The organism is Bacillus sp. sid0103, from assembly GCF_019219025.1.
Map to the genome: position 1 here is coordinate 172352 of NZ_JAHUWN010000007.1, position 21844 is coordinate 194195.

At 38.1% G+C, this 21844-nt stretch carries 18 protein-coding genes, 1 pseudogene and 1 riboswitch; of the genes and pseudogenes, 7 read left to right on the top strand and 12 right to left on the bottom strand.

Annotated features, from left to right (window positions below):
- Positions 1-57: 57 nt before the first annotated feature.
- The 4 genes from KW850_RS10145 to KW850_RS10160 form a co-directional block, all read right to left on the bottom strand.
- Positions 58-192, bottom strand: coding sequence for an FbpB family small basic protein (locus KW850_RS10145; RefSeq protein ID WP_218347442.1), 135 nt, complete (start codon positions 190-192; stop codon positions 58-60).
- A 153-nt stretch (positions 193-345) separates the two neighbouring features.
- Positions 346-765: a peptide-methionine (S)-S-oxide reductase gene (locus KW850_RS10150; RefSeq protein WP_218347443.1), complete on the bottom strand. Its 420-nt coding sequence runs from the start codon at positions 763-765 to the stop codon at positions 346-348.
- Positions 766-813: 48 nt separating this feature from the next.
- A riboswitch (SAM riboswitch) is annotated at positions 814-929 on the bottom strand.
- A 184-nt stretch (positions 930-1113) separates the two neighbouring features.
- A complete protein-coding gene (locus KW850_RS10155) occupies positions 1114-2148 on the bottom strand; it encodes an electron transfer flavoprotein subunit alpha/FixB family protein (protein WP_218347444.1) in 1035 nt (344 codons plus the stop codon).
- Positions 2149-2976, bottom strand: a complete 828-nt coding sequence (locus KW850_RS10160) for an electron transfer flavoprotein subunit beta/FixA family protein (protein ID WP_218347445.1) — start codon at positions 2974-2976, stop codon at positions 2149-2151.
- A 528-nt stretch (positions 2977-3504) separates the two neighbouring features.
- Between KW850_RS10160 and KW850_RS10165 the strand changes: the two genes are divergently transcribed.
- The 3 genes from KW850_RS10165 (at position 3505) to KW850_RS34040 (ending at position 6136) form a co-directional block, all read left to right on the top strand.
- Positions 3505-4029 carry an ECF transporter S component gene (locus KW850_RS10165; protein WP_218347446.1) on the top strand — a complete coding sequence of 175 codons (525 nt, stop codon included), beginning with the start codon at positions 3505-3507 and terminating at the stop codon, positions 4027-4029.
- Positions 4030-4475: 446 nt separating this feature from the next.
- A complete protein-coding gene (locus KW850_RS10170) occupies positions 4476-5396 on the top strand; it encodes a hypothetical protein (protein WP_218347447.1) in 921 nt (306 codons plus the stop codon).
- Positions 5397-5401: 5 nt separating this feature from the next.
- The gene (locus tag KW850_RS34040; RefSeq protein ID WP_218347448.1) at positions 5402-6136 is read left to right on the top strand and encodes an SH3 domain-containing protein; all 735 of its coding nucleotides are present in this window, start codon (positions 5402-5404) and stop codon (positions 6134-6136) included.
- Positions 6137-6301: 165 nt separating this feature from the next.
- Here KW850_RS34040 and fbp read toward each other — a convergent pair whose 3' ends face one another.
- The 5 genes from fbp to KW850_RS10200 form a co-directional block, all read right to left on the bottom strand.
- On the bottom strand, positions 6302-8233 hold the full coding sequence (fbp, locus tag KW850_RS10180; RefSeq protein WP_218347449.1) for a fructose-1,6-bisphosphatase: 1932 nt from the start codon (positions 8231-8233) through the stop codon (positions 6302-6304).
- 591 nt (positions 8234-8824) lie between these two features.
- The gene (locus KW850_RS10185) at positions 8825-10030 is read right to left on the bottom strand and encodes an iron-containing alcohol dehydrogenase (RefSeq protein ID WP_218347450.1); all 1206 of its coding nucleotides are present in this window, start codon (positions 10028-10030) and stop codon (positions 8825-8827) included.
- 13 nt (positions 10031-10043) lie between these two features.
- Positions 10044-11465 (bottom strand): aldehyde dehydrogenase family protein, encoded by a 1422-nt coding sequence (locus KW850_RS10190; protein WP_218347451.1) that lies wholly within the window; start codon positions 11463-11465, stop codon positions 10044-10046.
- Positions 11466-12875: a hypothetical protein gene (locus KW850_RS10195; protein ID WP_218347452.1), complete on the bottom strand. Its 1410-nt coding sequence runs from the start codon at positions 12873-12875 to the stop codon at positions 11466-11468.
- 221 nt (positions 12876-13096) lie between these two features.
- The gene (locus KW850_RS10200) at positions 13097-14101 is read right to left on the bottom strand and encodes a LacI family DNA-binding transcriptional regulator (RefSeq protein ID WP_218347453.1); all 1005 of its coding nucleotides are present in this window, start codon (positions 14099-14101) and stop codon (positions 13097-13099) included.
- Between the two features lie 321 nt (positions 14102-14422).
- On the opposite strand from KW850_RS10200, the gene KW850_RS10205 reads away from it, so the two are divergent.
- Positions 14423-15400, top strand: a complete 978-nt coding sequence (locus KW850_RS10205) for an L-lactate dehydrogenase (RefSeq protein ID WP_218347454.1) — start codon at positions 14423-14425, stop codon at positions 15398-15400.
- Positions 15401-15742: 342 nt separating this feature from the next.
- Here KW850_RS10205 and KW850_RS10210 read toward each other — a convergent pair whose 3' ends face one another.
- Both KW850_RS10210 and KW850_RS10215 read right to left on the bottom strand, forming a co-directional pair.
- Positions 15743-16501 (bottom strand): SDR family oxidoreductase, encoded by a 759-nt coding sequence (locus KW850_RS10210; protein WP_218347455.1) that lies wholly within the window; start codon positions 16499-16501, stop codon positions 15743-15745.
- Between the two features lie 65 nt (positions 16502-16566).
- A complete protein-coding gene (locus tag KW850_RS10215; protein WP_256358183.1) occupies positions 16567-18021 on the bottom strand; it encodes a DHA2 family efflux MFS transporter permease subunit in 1455 nt (484 codons plus the stop codon).
- Positions 18022-18298: 277 nt separating this feature from the next.
- Between KW850_RS10215 and KW850_RS10220 the strand changes: the two genes are divergently transcribed.
- Entirely contained in the window at positions 18299-18898 is a 600-nt protein-coding gene (locus tag KW850_RS10220; protein WP_218347457.1) for a TetR/AcrR family transcriptional regulator, read from the top strand.
- Positions 18899-19507: 609 nt separating this feature from the next.
- On the opposite strand, the pseudogene KW850_RS10225 reads toward KW850_RS10220, so the two are convergent.
- A pseudogene (locus KW850_RS10225) lies at positions 19508-19704 on the bottom strand (2-oxoacid:acceptor oxidoreductase family protein); the annotation flags it as partial.
- A gap of 529 nt (positions 19705-20233) precedes the next feature.
- Between KW850_RS10225 and KW850_RS10230 the strand changes: the two are divergent.
- Together KW850_RS10230 and ystJ are read left to right on the top strand one after the other, a co-directional pair.
- Positions 20234-20386: a hypothetical protein gene (locus tag KW850_RS10230; protein WP_218347458.1), complete on the top strand. Its 153-nt coding sequence runs from the start codon at positions 20234-20236 to the stop codon at positions 20384-20386.
- A gap of 164 nt (positions 20387-20550) precedes the next feature.
- Positions 20551-21798, top strand: coding sequence for an NADP-dependent malic enzyme (gene ystJ / locus KW850_RS10235; RefSeq protein WP_218347459.1), 1248 nt, complete (start codon positions 20551-20553; stop codon positions 21796-21798).
- Positions 21799-21844: the final 46 nt, after the last annotated feature.

Below are 21844 nucleotides of genomic sequence, written 5' to 3' on the forward strand. Positions count from 1 at the left end.
ATTGTATGAAGAGAAATAAAAAAAGCACCATTGAGTGCTCTTTTTTGGGTTTATCATTTATGAAAATATTAACCTCTTAGCATGCTTGTCATCAATTTTTGCTTCTATTCTCTCCAATGCTTTAAAATCACTTTTTATTTCCTTCTTATTATCATTTACCAATTCCTTGAAAATGAGTTTACGTTTTCTCATTGGTTTCAACACCCTTTTTTCTTTTTATTATATACAAGGTATTGACGTTATAATCATCAGAATTATTACAATTATTTGAATTTTATTAAAATGAAAATTTTCCAGTGTCGCAAAAACAGGTTAAACTCGCCAAATCAACTTCAACTTAGTTGTTTAAGATATCAATTTTATCTCTTCTAAGCTATTAATATGTTCCCATACTGGAGTAATTTCTGTAATAATTTCATCATTAAATAGATGTTGCAGCTCGTTTTTCTTTTGTTTAGCTACTGTTAATTGATTCATATCAGAAAAGAAAATGAATGATTGATTTTTCAAAAGCTGACCTTCTCTAGAGGTTGGATCATGTAAATCAAAAAACAAATCTACTATTTCATCATAAGATACTTTCCAGGGATTAAACCAGACTTCTACTATCTTTAGATTTGTTCCTTTTAGATGTCCAATTCGAACATTTTCAATCCCACGAAATCCTGTAATAAATGCTTTTTGACTAAAAAATTCGTTTGCACCAAACACTGCTCTTTCCATATCATCTCGCTCCTTCAAGCGATAAACTTTCTTTCCATTCAAAAAACCTCTCTTTGATTTAAAGAGAGGTTAGTATTATTAAATACATTCCTCTCATCTTTCAAAGGTTAACACCTTTGCAGGAATTAGCACCGTTCAAATCAATATTCTGACTTGATGGTTGCCGGGTTTCACAGGGCCTGTCCCTCTACCACTCTGGATAAGAAGTTTATCGCTATTTATTTTTTCTAACAATAACATCTACTTATCTAAATTTCAAGTAATAAATAACAAGCGGGCAAAATTTGAATTGCAGAATTTGGGCACCCTAAAAAAAAACAAGGTGGGAACTAAAGAATTCCACCTTTTTCAGAATTTCCGTTTTATGGTTCTCACCCCAGCATCATTTTATCAACCTTGGCTGATATTGCTTACCTTTTCTCTTGATAAAGCCTTTTTAAACTGCTCGATTAGTATAGGAACGATCTCAAAAGCATCGCCAACAATTCCATAATGGCAGTTCTGAAAAATGGGGGCTTCTTTGTCCTTATTAATGGCAATAATTAACCCGGAATTTTTCATTCCCACAATATGTTGAATTGCACCGGATATTCCAATCGCAAAATAAATTTTTGGCGTTACCGTCACACCGGTTTGCCCTACCTGATGAGCGTGGTCGATCCAACCCGCTTCCACCACATCCCTGCTAGCACCCACCGCTCCTCCAAGAGTTTCCGCCAATTGGTGTATTAACTGAAATCCCTCCAAGCTCCCTAATCCTTTTCCGCCTGCAACAATAATATCCGCCTCGTCGATTCTTACTTTCTTTACAGTTTCCTTTACGATCTCCAAGACTTTTGTCCGAATATCCTCTTCCTTTAGGGATATTGTTTCCTCAACCATTTTGCCTGTTCTCCCTGATTGAGGGGGGAGCGCCTTCATGACTTTGGCGCGTACTGTCGCCATTTGCGGCCGGTATTTTTTACATAAAATGGTCGCCATAATATTTCCGCCAAAAGCAGGTCTGCTCGCCAAGAGTAACCCTGTTTCTTCTTCAACATCCAGCTCCGTCGTATCCGCTGTCAAACCTGTCGGCAGATCGGTGGCTACTGCGCTTGCCAGGTCTTTTCCTGTTGAGGTAGCCCCGAAGAGGATAATTTCTGGTTTATATTTTTCAGAGCATTCCAGGAGCGCCCTCATGTAGGTTTCGGTCCGGTAATGTTTAAAGATGGGTTGATCATATACATAAACTGTATCTGCTCCATATTCATATACGATTTTTGTTAAATCCTTAACATTTTCCCCGATCAGAATACCCGCCAATTCCACTCCCCGTTTGTCTGCCAACTTTCTTCCGGCACCCAATAGTTCAAGCGATACGGAAGCCACCACTCCATCCTTTTGTTCAATGAATACCCAAACACCTTTGTAATCTTGGAAATCCAATTATCTTTCCTCCTTTACTTCAAACAGTTCTTTCTTTTCAAGTAGGACAGAGAGCAATTGCTCTACTTGTGCTGCAGGGTTGCCTTCAAGGAACGTTCCCCCTGTTGGTTTTTGTGGAGCCCATACTTTGGAGACAATCGTTGGGGATCCCTTCAAACCAAGCTGCTTCACATCTACATCTTCTAGGTCATCAACAGACCAGATATGAGGTTTATATCTTGCAGCTTTTATCATGTTTGGAAGCGGAGAATAAGGCACTTCATTGATTGTTTTTTCAACAGAAAACAAACACGGCAATGTGGATCGGACCACTTCATATCCGTCCTCGAACTTGCGATGGATAATGGCATATCCCTCGTCTTGATTGATTTCCACTACTTTGTTCACAGAAGTCAGCGGTGGAATATCAAGCCTTCGTGCAATTCCGGGTCCGACTTGACCCGTATCTCCATCAATAGACATCTTTCCGCAAATAATCAGATCTATTGGCTTCGTTTTTGCAATTTTTTCAAGCGCCTTTGATACGGCATAGCTCGTTGCCAATGTATCCGCACCCGCAAACCGGCGGTCCGTGATCAAATAGCCCTCATCTGCGCCTATTTCAATGCACGTTTTTATTGCGTTAACCGCCGGAGGTGGCCCCATCGTTACAACTGATACGATTCCCCCATACCTTTTCTTTAGACGAACCGCCTCTTCAACAGCATGGGTATCATACGGATTCAAGATCGCAGGTGCCGTCCTGCGGTCCATTGTGTTTGTTTTTGGATTCATCTTGATAATTTTGGTATCAGGTACTTGCTTGATACAAGCTACAATATGCAGCATTTAACCCCTCCCTTTTCATTAAAAAGTACATCGTTCCATTACTTACGGCATTATGAAATGTGCCGGCTGTTTTCATGCTAAAAAGCCTTTTTACGCCCGTCTACATTTACTTTATTAAAAAAGATGTCATTACATTCGAATTTTCTGACAAATATCTATGTAAAAGTTGCTAATGAAAAGACAAACTAAGAAAAAAAACGCACCCTTGTATCAAAAACACTCCAGATTAAGGAAGATTACTTTTTAGATGTATTTCCAACATCCGATCCTAATGTTGAAGCAATATGAAAAACAATACTTTGTATTAGAAGTTAAAACTTATTGAGGTAAATATCATTAATTATGAACCAATAAATACGACTATTGGATTAATCCATCATAAGAAAAAGCGACCTTCTAAAATCGAAAAGCACTCTATCCATTTTCTAAAATCTGAAATGTACAAATATATATAGAAAAGGTTTCAAAATTTTATTTATCCAGTATGGATTGTATGATATTATTTTTAAAAAAAGAAGAGGTTAACATATGGAATCAACATACTCACCAACAAAAACAACAACTAGAACAAAAGCCATAGTCATCAATGCACTTTTCATTGCATTAACTCTCTTAGCAACGATGTTCATAAACATAAAGCTCCCAATAATGGGTAACGGAGGTTTAATCCATCTGGGAAACGTGCCTCTTTTTATAGCGGCCTTGGTTTACGGCAAAAAAACAGGAACAGTAGCAGGCGCCTTCGGAATGGGCTTCTTCGATCTTATCTCCGGCTGGGCAGTATGGTCACCGTTTACATTTATCATCGTAGGTGCTATGGGCTTCTTAGTCGGACTTATTTCCGAAAAAGTACCCGGCAAAAGAGTAATTGTTTACACTCTGGCAGTTGCCACTGCATTGATAATAAAAGTTGTGGGCTATTATTTTGCAGAAGTGATACTTTATGGTAATTGGATACAGCCAATCGGCTCCATCCCCGGAAACGTTTTGCAGATCGTAATAGCAGGTATAATTGTCGTTCCTCTTGCAGGACGCTTAAAGAAAAGAGTCTGACAGATAACAAGATAAAAAGTGATTGTTTAGTATAAAAGTCACACGTAACAAAAATAAAAAGTGGAGTTTCTACTTTAAGATCAATCACGTAGAGAGGATATTTCCTCTCTTTTTTTTTAATATGGAGTTAATAGTTTCCAAATTCCTCACCTCCCCCATTCATTTATGCTTAAATCATTTAATTTTATGTCCAGAAACCCCTTGTTCTTATTCTCTTATACCTGAAATCAGCGAATTTTTACTGTTATGGTTGTGAAAAGATGAAATCCTTATTAAACAAAGCCCCTGTTTTATATAAATACTCCTTTTAAATTATGTTACTTCAACTCCCTCAATCCCCAATTTCTGCATAGATTTGGGGGCTTTTCTTCCGCTTGTCTGCATAGAATGTAGACAAGCGGAAGTGATCTCTCAATGAAAATAGTTAACCTGGAGGGAATAACCTAATGCAATTTATTGAAGATGTTAAAGACGTGAAATTTAGCTTTTTGGAAAAACCGCCAGCGTCGTCTATGACTTATGCCTTTGTTTATGTTAATAATCACAACGAATACTATGCAGTTAAAAATGGAGAGCGTTTGTCACGTAGTGAATTGCGGGTTGGCAAATATAAAAGGGTTTATACAGTCAATATGCAGCAGCAAACCATCACCTACAAGGAGGAAGTCCCTTCGGCAACAAGAGGTAGAAGGTTTTCTGTCAATTTATTTATCGATATTGCCGTTGAATATCCCGAACGGTTAGTTCAACAAAATGCAGGAGAAATTGGCAACATTTTTAACAATAATCTGCCCTTCTGGGTGGAGTCGGAAGCAAGATTTTTTCCTATTGAAGAGGATCTGAGTTTTGCCCGGCATATTGAAGATTTTTTTCAAACCTCTCGATTGGTCAAGGTGTTAAGAGACGCTGGTATTGTTGTTCGAAATGTTCGTGTTTTGATCCGGCAAGGTATTCGGGACCAGCGCCATGATGAGGCGATCGCCGATTTAGACCGAAACGCAGAACTATCCGCCTATCAAGAGGCTCTCGACTTGGAGGAAGCGCGCCGGATTTCGGCATCAATTAAAGAAGCCCTTCAAGCAGGGGATTTTATCGCTGCAGGGAAGCTTGGAGAAAAGAATGAAATGGCAAAGCGGTTAGTGGATTCGGAGTTTAGCCAAAATCAAGCCTTCAAATATGAGGTAAACAAACAACTTTTAAACTTGATCAACGATCACTCTATTGACCAGTTTGAGGCAGAACAAAGATTGGCCAAGCTAAAAAAACTATTCCCGTATCTCCCGGTCAATCTGGAAAACATCAATAGAAAAAAACAGATTGCTGGTCCAAGGAGAGAACTTTCATCCTATTTATATAAAGGAGATTAGCGATTGTGGAATCCATTTTAAATCAGCTTTTTTGGATCTGGTCACTTATTTCTGTCCTTCCGGAATGGTTGCGTATTTTTTTGGCTCTCTTTGTGCTCCTGCAGCTCGCAAGGCTGATTTTGTTGTACATTGTTCCTCCCATCTTAAACTTGTTGTGCCGTTTGTTGAAAAAAATACTTTATCTCATTTCTTATCCAATCATGGCACTTCTTTGCACGATGCAAAGGAGCCGGAGAGAAGCAGGAAAAGCGGGCATATCTATTTGGATTGATATCATTGAAGGAATGTTTGCCTTGTTCGTAAGTTTTTTCAACAAAATCATTCAGCTTTTCATGAAACGGAAAAGGAATAAGACCAGGATTAAAAGATGGACCTTCTATTCTGCCACAGCTTTAGTGATTTTGCTTACTGCAGCAATCATGAACAATCCAAATGAGTGGTACACAGAAAAATGGAAGAAAGCTGAGGTATGGTTGAACCAAGAACATGTGCACATACAAGCATCCGAGGCTTCCCCTGATCAAAAAGAATTAATTTTAAATAAGAAATATGAAGAAGGCGGAAATATTCGTGAAGCACCCACACTAACCGCGCCCCATCTATACACTATTAAAAATGAAGAAATAATGCACTTTTTGAATGAAGAACAAGTAGATTCCAAAGGAATTAAGTGGCTAAAAGTTCAAACCGCAAACGGAATCGAAGGCTGGATTTCAGCCTTGATTGTCAGGGAAAAATAATAAATTGAGAGGGATATTTACCATCTTAGTGTCGCAATGAATGCAACAAACTCCGTGATTTTAGGATCCTTTGTCCAGTTCATAGCACAACCTAAATAAGGAGAGTGGACTCCAATGGGTATAGTCCCCTCTCCTTATTTAAAGGTCCCTATGTCCTAATTGGTGTCAATTCATATAGCGATATTCTCTCAAACTATTCAAAATAGAGATTTCCTGTAATAATTTCTCTCCAACATTCGTTTCTCTAACCTTTTTTCTCTTTAATTCTTTATCCACCAATCTTTTTATTGATAAAACATCTGTCCCGCTAAGTAGAACATCTTCTTTTGAATTAAAATGCTTATGGGCGACCAGTTGCATACCATAGGAATTATATAGTAACGTATATCCTGCTATACCTGTTGTTGATTGATATGCTTTGGAGAAACCTCCATCGATCACAATTATCTTACCATTTGCTTTAATTGGATTTTCTCCCTCAATTTCTTTAACTGGTGTATGGCCATTAATAATATGACCATGGTCAGGATTCAGATCAAATTCAGTTAGGATTTTGCGGCAGAAATCTTCATTTTCGCGTAAATGGTAGTATGGGTTCTTTCTCTCTTTATGGGTTGCCTTGTCCTTAATAAAGTACCTCTCAAAAGTTGTCATTTCTCTTTTTCCAAAGAGTGATGAATATTCTCCTGTCCATAAATACCAGACCATATCTGTCGCAAGATCATCTGTCTCTTCAGGATGTGCAAAAGAATGGCGTAAATATTGTTCAAAAACATCAAGTAAATCACGACCTGAATAGGTTTTATTTTCAATAACCATTTTCCCCATATTCCCTTCTTCATCTAAAGGAATACAACCATGTATTAATAGGTTCCCGTTATATTTTAAGTAAAGACTCCCTTTCTTCATAAGGAAATTCATATGTCTGGCCAGCTTTTCTGAATGCTGGACTGAAAATAATAATCTTTCCATAACCTGCTTTTCTTCTTCTAATAATTGATCAGGCTGCTCGGGATTTACCGTTGCAAAGCAACTATTTTCTAGAGGGTAGGTTTTCCCATAAATCGTTATTTCGTTCTTGTCATAATCAATTTTCTCAAGCAAAAGCCTTTCTGACATATTAAAATATGGGCGTCTCTTTATAATAGGCATTTCAAGTTTGAACTGAATCATCGCAATTGCTTGATGAATTTTCGTTATTTGTAATTTTTCATGATCAGATAGTTTCTTATCTGAATGTCCCTTAGGTCTGAAAGCTGGATTATCCTCATAGTATTTCTCCGCAAGATTCAGCAGGGGTCTAAGATTGATTCCATATACATCTTCAATAATATCCAGATTGTCGTATCTTGCGCAGATACGAATTATATTAGCGAGACAAACCATTGAACCAGCAAATGCACCTAGCCATAGTACATCATGGTTACCCCACTGAATATCAACGGAATGATAATTGATCAGCGTATCCATGATTTTATCAGGTTCGGGGCCACGATCATAAATATCCCCAACTACATGAAGATGATCGACAACCAATCTCTGAGTTGTATACGCAAGCCCCGTTATGAGCTTATCAGCCTGACCTAAGGAGATGATCTGCTGGACAATTTCTGTATAATATTGCTCCTTATTTGTAGATTGATTCGCTTTGTAAAGCAGCTCTTCTATAATAAACACAAACTGACTCGGCAATGCTTTTCGTACTTTCGAACGTGTATATTTGGAGGAAGCATGAGAAATAAGCCTTATCATCCGCTCGATGATTACTATATACCATTGGTTTAATTCCTGTTCATTGCCAAAATGATTTTTAATTAATTTTAATTTTTCTTCAGGATAATAAACTAATGTCGCAAATTCATTTATTTCTTTTTCAAATAAAACATCTTGAAACAAGTCCCTGATTTTCTCTTTTACATTCCCTGAACCATTTCTTAACACATGTTGAAAAGCTTGATACTCCCCATGTAAATCACTGACGAAATGTTCTGTACCCTTTGGCAGATTAAGAATGGCTTCCAGATTAATAATTTCAGTTACCACTTTTTCTTCACAATCATATTTTTGGACAAGTAAATCTAGATATTTTGAGTTCAAATTCATGTATCCCCTTTCAAAATTCACCATTTATTTTCTATCTAAAAGATTGAGATTAATCATTTATATTATCAGACAAAACTTAAATAATAGTTATTTTACTATTTAGAATCTCTCTGTCAATCAATTCTGTTTGAAATGTTTGAGCGATTCATGGCCCTTAAAACAAACTGAGGGCTTGGCAAAACCTACAATCCAAGGTGTTTTTTAGAGGATGGATCATTTCGTAGCGCTTCTACTATAACATGAACTCGATGAAAAACATCTCTTCAATGATTTCTATCATTTTACTTTTCATATAAATCAACAAATAAACACCAGCAAGTTAGTCATTTCAAGAATTATAAACACAAAAAAGGCACTGCCAAAGCGCCTTGAAATAAGAACAAATGATGGGTGTTCAAAAGGTATATGATTTGGAGAAATCTTTAAATGACTTCTTTTGATTACCATTTCTCTACATTTATTTACATTAGTTTAATCAGATATAGTTAAGTTATAATTGATTTCAATAAAAACTAGCAGTGCAAATTGAACCGCACTGCTAGTTTCGGCACATCTTCTAACTCCTCTTAAATGCTCCATAAAACTTCAATTATGAGCTGCAATCTTACTATCTCTCGATTTTTCAACAACTACGCCATCGAATGCAGCTTTATAAATGGTATAGATATCTTCTTTTAATAAAGGCATTGGACTACGAGCTAAAATACGTTTTTGCTCAACCGCATCATTCGTTAAACTTTCAAGTGCATCCTCTGCAATGTTAAATCCTTTTAAAGAAGATGGAATATTTACATCTTCTACTAATCGTTTTAATTCCGCTACACATCTATATGATGCTTCCTCTTGTGAAAGATTCGCAGAACTAAAGCCCATTGCATCGTAGATATCTTTCATTCGTTTTTCACAACTTTGGCGAATATAGCCAAATACATATGGAAGCAATACGGCATTTGAGTCACCGTGTGCAATGTGGAATTGGCCTCCGAGAGGGTAAGCTAACGCGTGAACACCAGCAACTCCAGCGTTGAAGAAGGCAAGACCTGCAAGGTAACTTCCATAGCTCATATCCGTACGAGCTTGTTTGTCTTTACCGTTCGATACAGCTGTGCGAATCGAGTTACTGATGAGGCGAATGGCTTGCAATGCTAATGCATCAGAAACTACACTCGCATTTTTAGAAACATAAGCTTCTACTGCATGTGTAAGTGCATCAACGCCTGTTGCCGCTGTTACTTTTGGTGGTAATGAAATCGTTAAAGCAGGGTCCACAATTGCAACATCAGCCAATAAGTAGTCATGCGTAACGACATCTTTAGTCGTTTCCAGGGATAAAACGGAAATATTCGTCACCTCTGAACCGGTCCCTGAAGTTGTAGGAATTAAGATTTTAGGAAGTCCTTTGTTCGTAATCTTTTTCGTACCGGTTAAGTTTAAGTAATCTTCTACTTTACCTTCATGTGACGCTAATACCCCTGCAAGCTTTGTTAAATCTAACGCACTTCCCCCACCCACACCAATGACCATGTCGAATAGATTTTCACGGGTGTAAGCAACCAATTTTTCACCGATAGCTAAAGGGGGCTCCGGTACAACATCCGTATAAATTTCTGTTACATAGCCAGCTTCTTCAAGCGGATCCACCACTTTATTTGTTAATCCAATGTCTTTTAGGAACGGGTCTGTTATGACTAGAATCTTTTTCACATCAAAGCGTTTTACTTCCTCTAAAAGGTGAGCTAAAGAATCCCATCCGGTATAACTAAGTGGTGTAAAGGTAATTTTTTCAGACAATTTTGGTCACTCCTTAATTTTGGTTCCAAACGACAAGTTTCGTTTCAGTCATTTCATGGATTGCATATTTTAATCCTTCTTTACCCGTTCCGCTTTCTTTTACGCCTCCGTACGGCATTTGGTCTACACGGTAGGTTGGAATATCGTTAATCATGACACCGCCTACTTCAAACTCTTTTGAGGCTTTGAATGCCGTTTGAATGTCATTAGTGAAAATCCCTGCTTGCAGCCCATAATTAGAATCATTAATTGCTGCGATTCCTTCTTCAACAGAGGTGATACGATTCACAACTACAATTGGTGCAAAAACTTCCTGGCAAGATACATTTAGAGCCGGGTCTACATTCGTTAAGATGGTTGGCCTGAAGACTCCATTCTCAATCTTCCCGCCTGTTACGATTTCAGCGCCGTTCGCGGCAGCATCCTGTACCCAGCTAAGCGCTCGCTCCTGTTCATCGGGATTGATCATGGCAGAAATATCCGTTGTTTCTGCAAGTGGGCTTCCAATGACTAACTGCTTAGTAGCATCAGTAAATTGTTCCATAAATTCATCAAATAATTCATCCATTACATAGGTACGTTGTAATGAGATACAAACTTGACCTTGGTTTGAAAAAGCTCCTGTCACACATTTTGGAACGATTTGGGACAAATCAACATTTTTGTCGATAATTAAACCAGCGTTCGATCCTAGTTCAAGAGCCACTTTTTTCAGACCAGCTTTGTTGCGTATACCAATCCCAACAGAAGGGCTGCCAGTGAATGTGATCATTTTGACTTTGTTACTGGTAACCAATGTATCACCTACGGTTCTGCCACTACCTGTAATCACGTTAAAGGCACCTTTAGGCAAAGCCGTTTGATCGATTAATTCTGCTAAAAACAGGGCTGAAAGAGGCGTTTGTGATGCCGGTTTTAGAACGATTGTATTTCCCGCTGCAATCGCAGGTCCCACTTTATGTGCGACCAGGTTTTGCGGGAAGTTAAAGGGTGTGATCGCCCCAATTACTCCAAGTGGCTGCTCGATTGTGTAACCAAAGCGATTTGCTCCGTTTTTCGCAGCATCCATCGGAATCATTTCTCCCGTTAATCGTTTGGCTTCTTCAGCCGCAAATTTATAGGTTTCAATCGTACGATCGATTTCTCCTAAGGCGAATTTCATTGGCTTTGCTGCTTCTAACGAGATAATTTCAGCTGCCTTTTGTCGATTTTCAATCAATAGTTGTGCAATATGTTCTAAAATCGCTGCACGCTCATAGGCAGTCAGTTCTTCCATTTGTTTTCTCGTGTTGTAGGCCATGTCAATTGCTTGTTCTACCTCCTCACGTGTTGCTTGTGGAATTTGAGCGATTACTTCTTTAGAGTAAGGGGAGTGGAGATCTGCAAATTTCTCTGCAGTCTTCCATTCACCGTTAACGTAATATTGCTTTTTCATTTAACTTACCTCTTTCATCTCTTCATTTTTAGATGATTCCAAGGAATCTTTTACAAATGTATTATCAACTTCTCCTTTGAAGAAGTCTTTACCATAAATTAAGAAGCAAAGCAGGATTCCTACTGCAAATGCCCATGAAGCACCTTTGATGACAAGGAGGGCAGCCACAATTCCAGCTATTCCTAAATCACGCTGACTCCGTGCCTGCATGATCCCAATCCGGACACTTACGTAACCTTGGACAAGCAATGTCAAAGCTAAAGCTACGCCTAGAATCGGTTGAACGAAGCTTACGATTGGCAATAATAAAAGGGCTGTATTTGTACCCCAACGGAAAGATCCAATTCCTCCAAAAAAGGAATTCATGGCTTTTTTTCCTTCTTTAAAGCGTTCAATGGCGACAACCTGCATCGCGGCCCACATTGGACCACACATGGTAATATCAGGACCAATCATACTCATCAGTGTGTTTCTTCCACCAAAAATTAAATGTGCCCGGTTTGGATTGTAATCCACTTTTTCATCGGTTCTTACTGCATCGGATTCAGAAAGCAATGCTTTCGTTTTAAGAACATCACCGAAAACTACTAGGTAAGTAGCCAGCACAGCAGGGATTGCTTTTAGAAAAAAAGCAACAGCTGGAAATCCTAATCCGAAAACAGTATACTCCGCAAACAGGGTCGCAAAATCTGGTTTACTAAATCCCCATTGAATATCAGGCCAGTTTGCTTCTCCAAATAGCGGAGCAACAAAAACTGCGAGAAAAATAGCGGGTAGAATACCAAGATTTCCTAATAGAGTAAATAAAAATCCTTTATTATTTTTTCTAATCCGTTCAAATGACTTTGAAAAAGTAAGGAAAAAGGCAAATCCAATACAAATCGAAATGGTGAACGGGAATTTTTCAAATTGTCCGCCTACTCCAAAAACGGAAGTGACGGCCCCAATACCAGCCCCAAGTATGATTCCTGTCTTAATTGCATTTGGAACCATATATACAACTTTACTTGCTAAGCCGGTAATACCCAGAATGATGGATAAAATACCTAATGTTAACTGAAAGGCGATCAGTGCATAAACCCTATCTGGCCCCTCATCAAATTGAGTAACAAACAAGACAATCAGCGGAATTGCCGGTGTAATCCATCCTGGAATAACGGGATCACCTAAAATATGGTGAAATAAATAAAGCAACCCATTCAATACAACAACCGCTAAAGCAACCTCAAATGGCATGTGTAAATGTTGGCCTAATAGAGTAATAGCCCCCAAGTCTACTGCACACATTAATAAACCTTGAACATAGTCTGGCCATTCAAACCGGTAATGAATAAAAGGCAGCCTAATTTTAAAAGGACCCGCTGGCATGTATGGTGATTCTTCACCATGTGGACGATTTTTCCATTTCATAAAATAATTTCTCCCCCTTTTTTAGTTGTAACCCCTTACAATTCCCCTGAACATACTACCCCTTTTGCATATTCCTTTTATGAATACGTAACCATTTTTGAGAAAAGCAAAAAAATTCTGGTGTTCCTTTCCTACGAAGGAAAGATTAAAAGAAGTTAAAGCTATGAATATTCGCAAAATGGTTACGTATTCATTTTTTCGCAAAAAAGAAATAAACAACTTTATTGTTTATTTTCTATTTTTCTAGTTGTTCTTCTGTTAAATATTTTAACAGGTTCAGTTATTTGAATGCAATAATTTTTTTTATTTTCTATCATTTCAATCAATTCAGTGATTGCCAAGAGTCCTAGATTTTTCTGTGAGATACTGCCTACAGTCGTCAATTGGATCAAGCCATGCTGACTAATGTCTACGTTATCAATCCCAATAATACTTAAGTCATCCGGTACTCTGAAATCCTCACTAATGGCATCGTCTATCAAATTTAATGCCAGAGAATCCGCACCAGCACAAATGGCGGTAGGGCGATGCTCAAGTTTCATTAAGCGTTGAAAAGCAGCTGAAATTTCTTGCTTAGAAGTATCAGTGTTGAAGATATATTGTTCGGACAATGGTAATTTATAATCTTTGATTGCGTGAAGGAATCCTGAATAACGGTTGTTAAATGAGCTGACTGTCAAAGGTCCGCCAACCCATGCAAGGGTTTTATGTCCTAGCTCAATCATATGTTTTGCCGATAAATATCCAGCTTCAAAATTGTCAATTTCAACAAAGTTTTCATTTTTTTTATGCTTACGATTGTAGGTAATGAATGGAATATCCATTTGTTTGAGCCTATCGAATATCGGATCATTAATCAAAATACACGATAGAATGATACCATCCACTTTATTTTCAAAAGCAGTTGCATATGCTTCAGGCAATTTTTCATCGTTTACGTACTGTACGTTTACACGGTACCCCATCTCATTAGCGTAAGTGATAATGGCGGATGTGGTATCGACAAAAAACGGGTTGTGCAGTGGTCCGGATAAAAGGGCTATTGTATTTGTTTTATTTTGAACTAGTGATCGTGCATGTGCATTCGGTATATAGTTTAAATCGTTAATGGCCTTCATCACTTTATCAAGAGTAGGTTTTTTAACTAATTCTGGCGTATTCAATACACGTGATACAGTCGTTTGGGATACGCCTGCGTGTTTTGCGACGTCTTTCGATGATACCAAGGCGTTACCTCCTTATTTGACACATTTTACAATTTTATCTATAAAAATTATATTGCCAATCTATTACTGTACATAATTGTTTGATGTCGATAATACAACAAATTAAACAATTGTGCTATAAGGTTTAGTCTTTTTTACTCTATTCTACCATTTCGCAAACATTTAGGAGAAAAAATGAATGGGAATTGTAACTGAAGCCAATTTTCATATATATACGCCTGACAAGTTCCTATATAGCTTCTAGGAACACTGTTTAAAAAAAATATTCGAATTTTCTTAATTGTGTTAAAATAGAGACATCAATTAATTAGGGGGGAAACCATGAAAAGAAATAAGTTAGTTGTTGTAGGAGTAGGCCATGTTGGCTCTTATGTTCTAGCAGATGCCATGAAATTAGGTCTTTTTGCGGAAATAGCTGTCATTGATATAGATAAGGATGTTGCTTATGGCGAAGCTCTTGACCAAGAACATGCAACCGCTCTTACATATATGTCAAATACAACGGTACATGCTGGGGATTATTCCGAATGTGCGAATGCAGATGTGATTATCTGTGCTGCTGGTCCCAGCATGATAAAAAGTGATGAAGATGCGATGCCGGACAGGGCACAATTAGCTGTTGTCAATTCAGAGGTAATTCGTGAAGTCATGACTGGAATTACTAAATACACGAAAGACGCAATCATTATTATCATAACAAATCCGTTAGATACCATGGTGTACATAGCAGAAAATGAATTCGGCTATCCGAAGGGACGGATATTTGGAACAGGAACGATGCTTGATTCTGCACGTCTTCGTAAAATAATTGCTACTAATTATGACATCGATTCCAAAAGTGTAACAGGTTATATGATGGGAGAACACGGACATACAGCTTTCCCAGTACTAAGCCGCTTAAGTGTGCAAGGGTTTGGAGAAAAAGAATTAGACCAAGTTTTTCAAGGAAAAGAACCATTAAGTCGGGACGGTATGAAAAAACAAGTTGTAAAGGCAGCCTTTGATGTGTTAAATAGGAAAGGGTGGACAAATGCAGGTGTTGCCCAAGCTGCTGTTACACTAGCAAAGGCGATTATGCTGGATGAACGCAGTGTTTATCCGGTGTCCACAACATTACAAGGACAATATGGATACGATGGAGATGTTGCATTAAGTATGCCATGTGTCATCGGGAGAAATGGCGTAGAAAAACAATTAGAAATTGCTCTCGACTCCCAAGAACTTGAATGGCTACATCAATCAGCGGAATATATTAAAGAAACGATGAAAGTTGCAAAGACAGGAAGAATTCATTCATAATTCTAAAATTCTAGTTTGATGTTTACAACTTGCACTTCTTTTTAGACGAACAGGATTTGTACTGTTCGTCTTTTTATTTAAATTCTTACAGCATAAATGTTTATCTCCACGTCACGCCAGAAATAAAATTTCTATTTCCCACCTAACATGAATGTTTCCAAAACATAAATAACTTTTTGTTCATCGATTCCTTCTGCTATAAATGTGATTTCTTCTTCCTTTTCAATTGCAGCTAGATTCTTAAATATAAACACCCGTTATTTAAGAACAATGTTTCACAAACTATCAAAAAACCGTCAAGATAAATCTCGACGGTTTTAACACATTTATTAATGTACTAAATTAATAAGCGGTCCAACCTGCATCTCCTGTAATAACTGTTCCATTAACAAAGCTTGATTCATCAGAAGCAAGAAAAAGAGCTATATTTGCAATTTCTTCTGGTTTACCTACTCGAGGATTTATTCCTAATCCTGCTTGAATGCGTCCCATGCCAAATTCGTTAACACCCGTCATTGAAGAACTGATGTTTGTTTCAACTCCACCTGGCGCAATTGCGTTGCATCGAATACCTTTTGTTGCGTACATAAATCCTGTATTTTTTGTAAAACCAACAACTGCATGCTTAGAAGCTGTATAAGCAGCTCCTGCTCTAGCTCCTTGAAGTCCACCGGCTGAAGCTACATTAATAATAACTCCATCTTGTTTTTCTAAGAAGATAGGTAAAACTTTCCGTGTTGCACGCATGACACTCGTGGTATTAATCGCAAAAACTCTTTCCCATTTCTCATCTTCAATATCAACAGCAGGTTCAAAGTTATCCATTATTCCCGCATTATTGACTAAGATGTCTAATGTTCCAAAAGTATTAACGGCTGTGTTAATAAGGTTTTGTATATCTTCTTCTTTCGCAACATTCGCCATAACCGCTATTGCTTCCCCACCATTAGACTTTATTTCTTCTATTGTAATAGTTGCTGCTTCAATGTTAATATCAGAAACTACTACTTTTGCTCCTTCTTTCGCATAAAGAATCGCAATGGCCTTCCCCATGCCGGAAGCAGCACCGGTAACTACGGCTACCTTATTTTGAAGTCTCATATTAATTCCTCCAATTGTTTATCATTTTCTATTTAAACTTTTCCATACAATGGATGTTGGTTAAGTTAGGTAGTTTCCAAGCTTCTTTGTGATACCTTTCCCAAAGTGGCTTTGGCCTCTTTTTCGGAAGCTTGTTTAACCTTCTTGATAAAGAAGGACAGAAGTAATCCGATGATGCCGATCCCAATAATGACAAGGTAGGCGTCATTTATACCCTGAATGGTGGCTTCCTTAATAAGCTGCCCTTGGGTAAAGCCTTTAGCAGCTGCAGTAGGAGCCATATCCTGCAGATGTGATTTCGTCCGGTCCGACATAACGGTAACGAGAAGTGAAGTTCCGACTGCACCAGCCACTTGCCGAATGGTATTGCTTATGGCTGTTCCGTGAGCACTTAACTTTTGTGGCAATTGATTCAAACCAGCGGTCTGTAAGGGCATCATCATCAAGGCCATTCCAATGCGGCGCCCTGTTGACATGAGGACCAAATAGGTGTAACTTGTCGAATCTGACAAGTTGGTAAAGCCAAATGTTGTCAGAATGGTAATAATCATTCCGATAACAGCTAGCCATTTCGCACCAAAGCGATCGAACAACTTCCCTGTAACTGGCATAAGGAAGCCCATTATTAGCGCACCTGGAAGAAGGAGAAGACCGGACTCAATTGCTGAGTACCCACGGATATTCTGAAGGTAAAGCGGAAGCAGCATCATATCTGCATACATCACCATCGTAACCGCAATATTGATAATGGTTGTTAAGGAGAACATATTGTACTTGAATGCACGCAAGTCAAGGAGTGGATTTTGCGATTTCATCTGCTTCCATGAAAAGAGTACTAGGGACAAGACTCCAACAGCCATCGTACTTAGTACCTCCATGTCCGACCATCCAAGGCTCCCAGCTCGGCTGAACCCATAAAGCAAGGCACCGAAACCAATGGTAGAGAGGATAACACTTAACATATCAAGTTTGGTCTTGATTCGATCAGAAACATTTTGCAGATAGATGAATCCCAATACAATAACTAGAACAGCAAATGGAATCATCCCGTAAAACATCGTTTCCCACTTGTAGTTTTCAATAATGTAACCGGCAAGTGTAGGTCCAATGGCTGGGGCGAAAATGATCGCAAGCCCGACCATACCCATGGCTGCTCCTCTTTTGTTGGGAGGAAAGATGGTCAGAATGACATTCGTAAGCAGCGGCATAATGATTCCTGCACCAGCCGCCTGAATCATGCGTCCGGTCAATAATAATGGAAATTCCGACGCTATAGCTGAAACAATGGTTCCGGCTAGAAAGATAAACATGGAAGCTTGAAAGAGCTGTCGCGTGGTAAACCGCTGCATTAAGTACGCAGTAATCGGAATCAAGACACCGTTTACGAGCATGTAACCTGTCGTTAACCACTGTGCTGTCGCAGCTGAGATTTTAAATTCAACCATTAGCTCAGGAGTAGCGACGCTCATGAGCGTTTGGTTTAATGTTGCAATGAAAGCACCTAAAATCATAATGAACATAATAGGTCCTTTTTTTATCGAATTTGTGACAGTTTTAGGATTATTATTCAATTCTCTCCTATCCTTTCTAACTTGAATATAGACTTTTTTTACAATGTGTTTAATAATTAACATTGTATAAATTACATTATAATAAGACCGTTGCTTCTGACAACAGACAATTTCTTGAGAAGTGTAAATTAGTTTTCATTTATTTCAATATTGTTGAGAAAGTTGAAATAAATAGACAGAACTAAAATTATTGTAAATTACCTATTAATAGGAAAGGTGATTAGACATGACAAAAAATGAAAAGACGCGAGTAGATCCTCGGGTACTTCGTACACGCCAATTAATAAAAGACGCTTTAATAGATTTGCTTCAGGAGATGGAAATCAATAAAATAACGGTTAACCGGATTGCTGAACGCGCAACGATCAACCGTGTTACGTTTTATCTGCATTATCATGATATACAAGACATGCTGGAGAAAATGGCGCAGGAAATGTCCGAGGATATTGAGAGCATTATGATGAGTACGACTACAAACATGAATTCCTCTGAAGAAATTGATTCGTTGAAACTTATTAACCTGCTTGAGCATATAGCCGAGAATGCAAAATTCTATAAAGTGTTTCTTGGTTCCACACGAACGCCAATTTTTACTGAGCGCTTATTAAATATCCTTACGAAATCAATAACAGAGAGAACGGAGATAGACTCCATACTCGCTACTACCGATATCCAAAGGGATATTGCTATTTGGCACGGTTCATCAGCTCTTATCGGCACGATCGTTGCATGGTTACGTAAGGACATGCCTTATACACCGCAATTTCTTGCTAAGCAGTTGTATATGCTGTTTCATTTAAATAAGGATAATAGGAAAGCGACATGAAAAAAGCAGAGAAGTTCAGCGTAAAAATTTCTAATTACGCAAAAAAACACACAGGTAAAAGCCCTGTGTATGTGCAATTATTATCGAATATATGACGGGACTGCGTGGGAATCGAACCCACCAGACCTGGCACGCAGGTCTCAAGCAGTTTTGAAGTTTGCTGGCACTTGTTTTTCTTGTATCTTCTAGTGTCCTCAAGTATTGATATATCAAGCTTTCCCGCTTCGTAGTGTTTTCTTGTGATTTGTAATTTTTAAAATTTGGGCACCAAGCATGGCACCATTAACTCCTGGCCATATCAAATTAGTTCTCTCAAATTTAATACAAACCTCTACTTTCCAGACAGAGGTTTGTAGATATTACCATTATATATATATCAGAATATTCTGAATTAATTACCTAAAGCCATTGCTCCAGTTAAAATCGCTGCAATAATCATAAAAATTGATCCTAATAAAATCCAGAACAAGGTAAATCTTTGTAGTTTTCCAAGGTCCGTTTTAACTAATTCAATCAGAACCCTTAAATGTTTGAAAAGGGAAAAGCAGCCATCATCTGATGCCTTCTTTTTTTGTTAATGCGGTTATTTTCCTTCATTATATTTCCTCAAAGATCTATGGTTTCCTGATCAAAGACTACTAATATATCAAGGTCATCAGCAATTATACTTACTCAACCTTATTATTTGTATGACCGCCTTTAATTCGAGACGAAAAGTGACGGTATGCATATAAAAAGTAGCCAAGTCGGTTTAGTGCCGTAGAAAAGATTTCTCCCGCACTCTCAATCCCTTCTCCCTGCTGGATAGCGTGATATAATTCAGGTTCCCTAAATGAATATTAGAAAAATATTAGGGTCACAATAACATTCCCATCTCTAGCAACTAATCCCATCAATTCGTAAAATAATTGGTTACTCCTAATTTTATCTTACCAGCCACTTCATTATCTTTGGTACAGTTCATGTTTATGATTATTCAAAGCTTAGCTGTTCGTAAAATTTTTTGATATGAAGGACCATTAATATTTCATCTGATGATATATCCACTTTTTCCCATATAGAATTTTTTTATAAGTAAGTATAATTTTTTGCAATTTTAATTATTCTGATAATTGTATTATCCTTATCCGTAAAGCATTATTATTCTTTAGATTAAGACACAACACACAGGAAGGAATATAATCATGGAGGTATTGGGAATGGGGAAACTGAGGATGCAGCAAAATCGTTTGATAAATTTCATCGCTCCAACCTTGGCTATGTGTTAGAACAATATGAAAAGTACTTGAGTGGTATTGCGTTCTTACGGCCACTTATCAGTAAAGGAGATTTTTCATGTGGACTATAGCTCTTTATTTAGATTCAAATTTTACCATGTTTGAATTTGAGACAGAAGAAAAAGCAAGAGAGGCTTTCAAAAACATGAAAGGCTGTAAAATTCTTTCTAAAATCGCTTACATCAATGATTCCCGGCTAGTTACTAATTAGGTATTTGTATGTTAATTAGGATAAAATGATCCTTTTTTATACAAAACTATTCTTTGATAAATCTATCTATTTTTAACTTCAATGAAATTAATATAAAAATAGTTGCTTAAATTTCCGGAATATTAATAATTCTATTATCAATAATAAATGGGAGAGAAAAGTTTATGTCAATTTTACATGAAGAAGCATTAAAGATACACAAGGAAAAGCAAGGAAAACTTGGCGTTCATTCAAAGGTTCCCCTACGCGATGCAAAGGATTTGAGCCTTGCATATTCTCCGGGGGTTGCCGAGCCGTGTCTGGAAATTTATAGAGATGAAAACAAAGTGTATGACTACTCAATAAAAGGCAACCTCGTTGCCGTTGTCTCAGACGGAACAGCTGTATTAGGGCTTGGAAATATTGGACCGAAAGCTGCTATGCCCGTTATGGAGGGGAAAGCGCTATTGTTTAAATCATTTGCAGATGTCGATGCCTTCCCGATTTGTCTTGATACAACTGATCCGGACAAAATTGTCGAGGTAGTTAAACTATTGGCACCTACATTTGGCGGAGTGAATTTGGAAGATATTTCAGCACCTCAATGCTTTGATATTGAGTCTCGGTTACGGAGAGAGTGTGATATTCCCGTTTTCCATGATGATCAACATGGCACTGCGATTGTAACAGTTGCCGGGTTAATCAACGCACTGAAATTGGCTGACAAAAGAATTGATCAAATTCGTGTTGTGGTAAACGGTTCGGGGGCTGCAGGTGTCGCCATTGTCAAGCTATTGATTCATATCGGGGTAAAGGACGTAATTTTATGTGATACAAAAGGTATCATTTATAGTGGCCGCCCACTGGGAATGAATCCATTTAAAGAGGAAATGGCCCGCATTACAAATAATCAACGGATGAAAGGAACATTAGGCGATGCACTTGTGGGAGCAGATGTGTTTATTGGGGTATCAGCTGCAGGTGCCTTAACAAAAGAAATGGTTCGTTCTATGAATGAAAATTCAATTATTTTTGCAATGGCCAATCCGGTGCCTGAAATTTTACCGGAAGAGGCAAAGGCAGCAGGAGCACTTGTAGTCGGGACTGGACGTTCCGATTTTCCTAATCAAGTCAACAACGTACTCGCATTTCCGGGTATTTTCCGTGGGACTTTGGATGTGAGAGCGAAAGAAATAAACGAAGAAATGAAACTGGCAGCCGTGTATGCAATTGCCGGATTAATTGCAGCTGAAGAACTTCATCCTAATTATGTAATTCCGGACCCTTTTGATTCAAGAGTGGCGGCTTATGTAGCGTCAGCCGTGGCTAATGCCGCAATGGTAACAGGCGTTTCCCAAAGGTTTGTTAATATACACGAAATCAAAGAGCGTTTGTTGGTATTAAGGGAAGAACAACAACCTGTCCTAGCTTAAATTCAAAATTGAATAAATAAAGAAACAAAACGATTGATGAAAATGC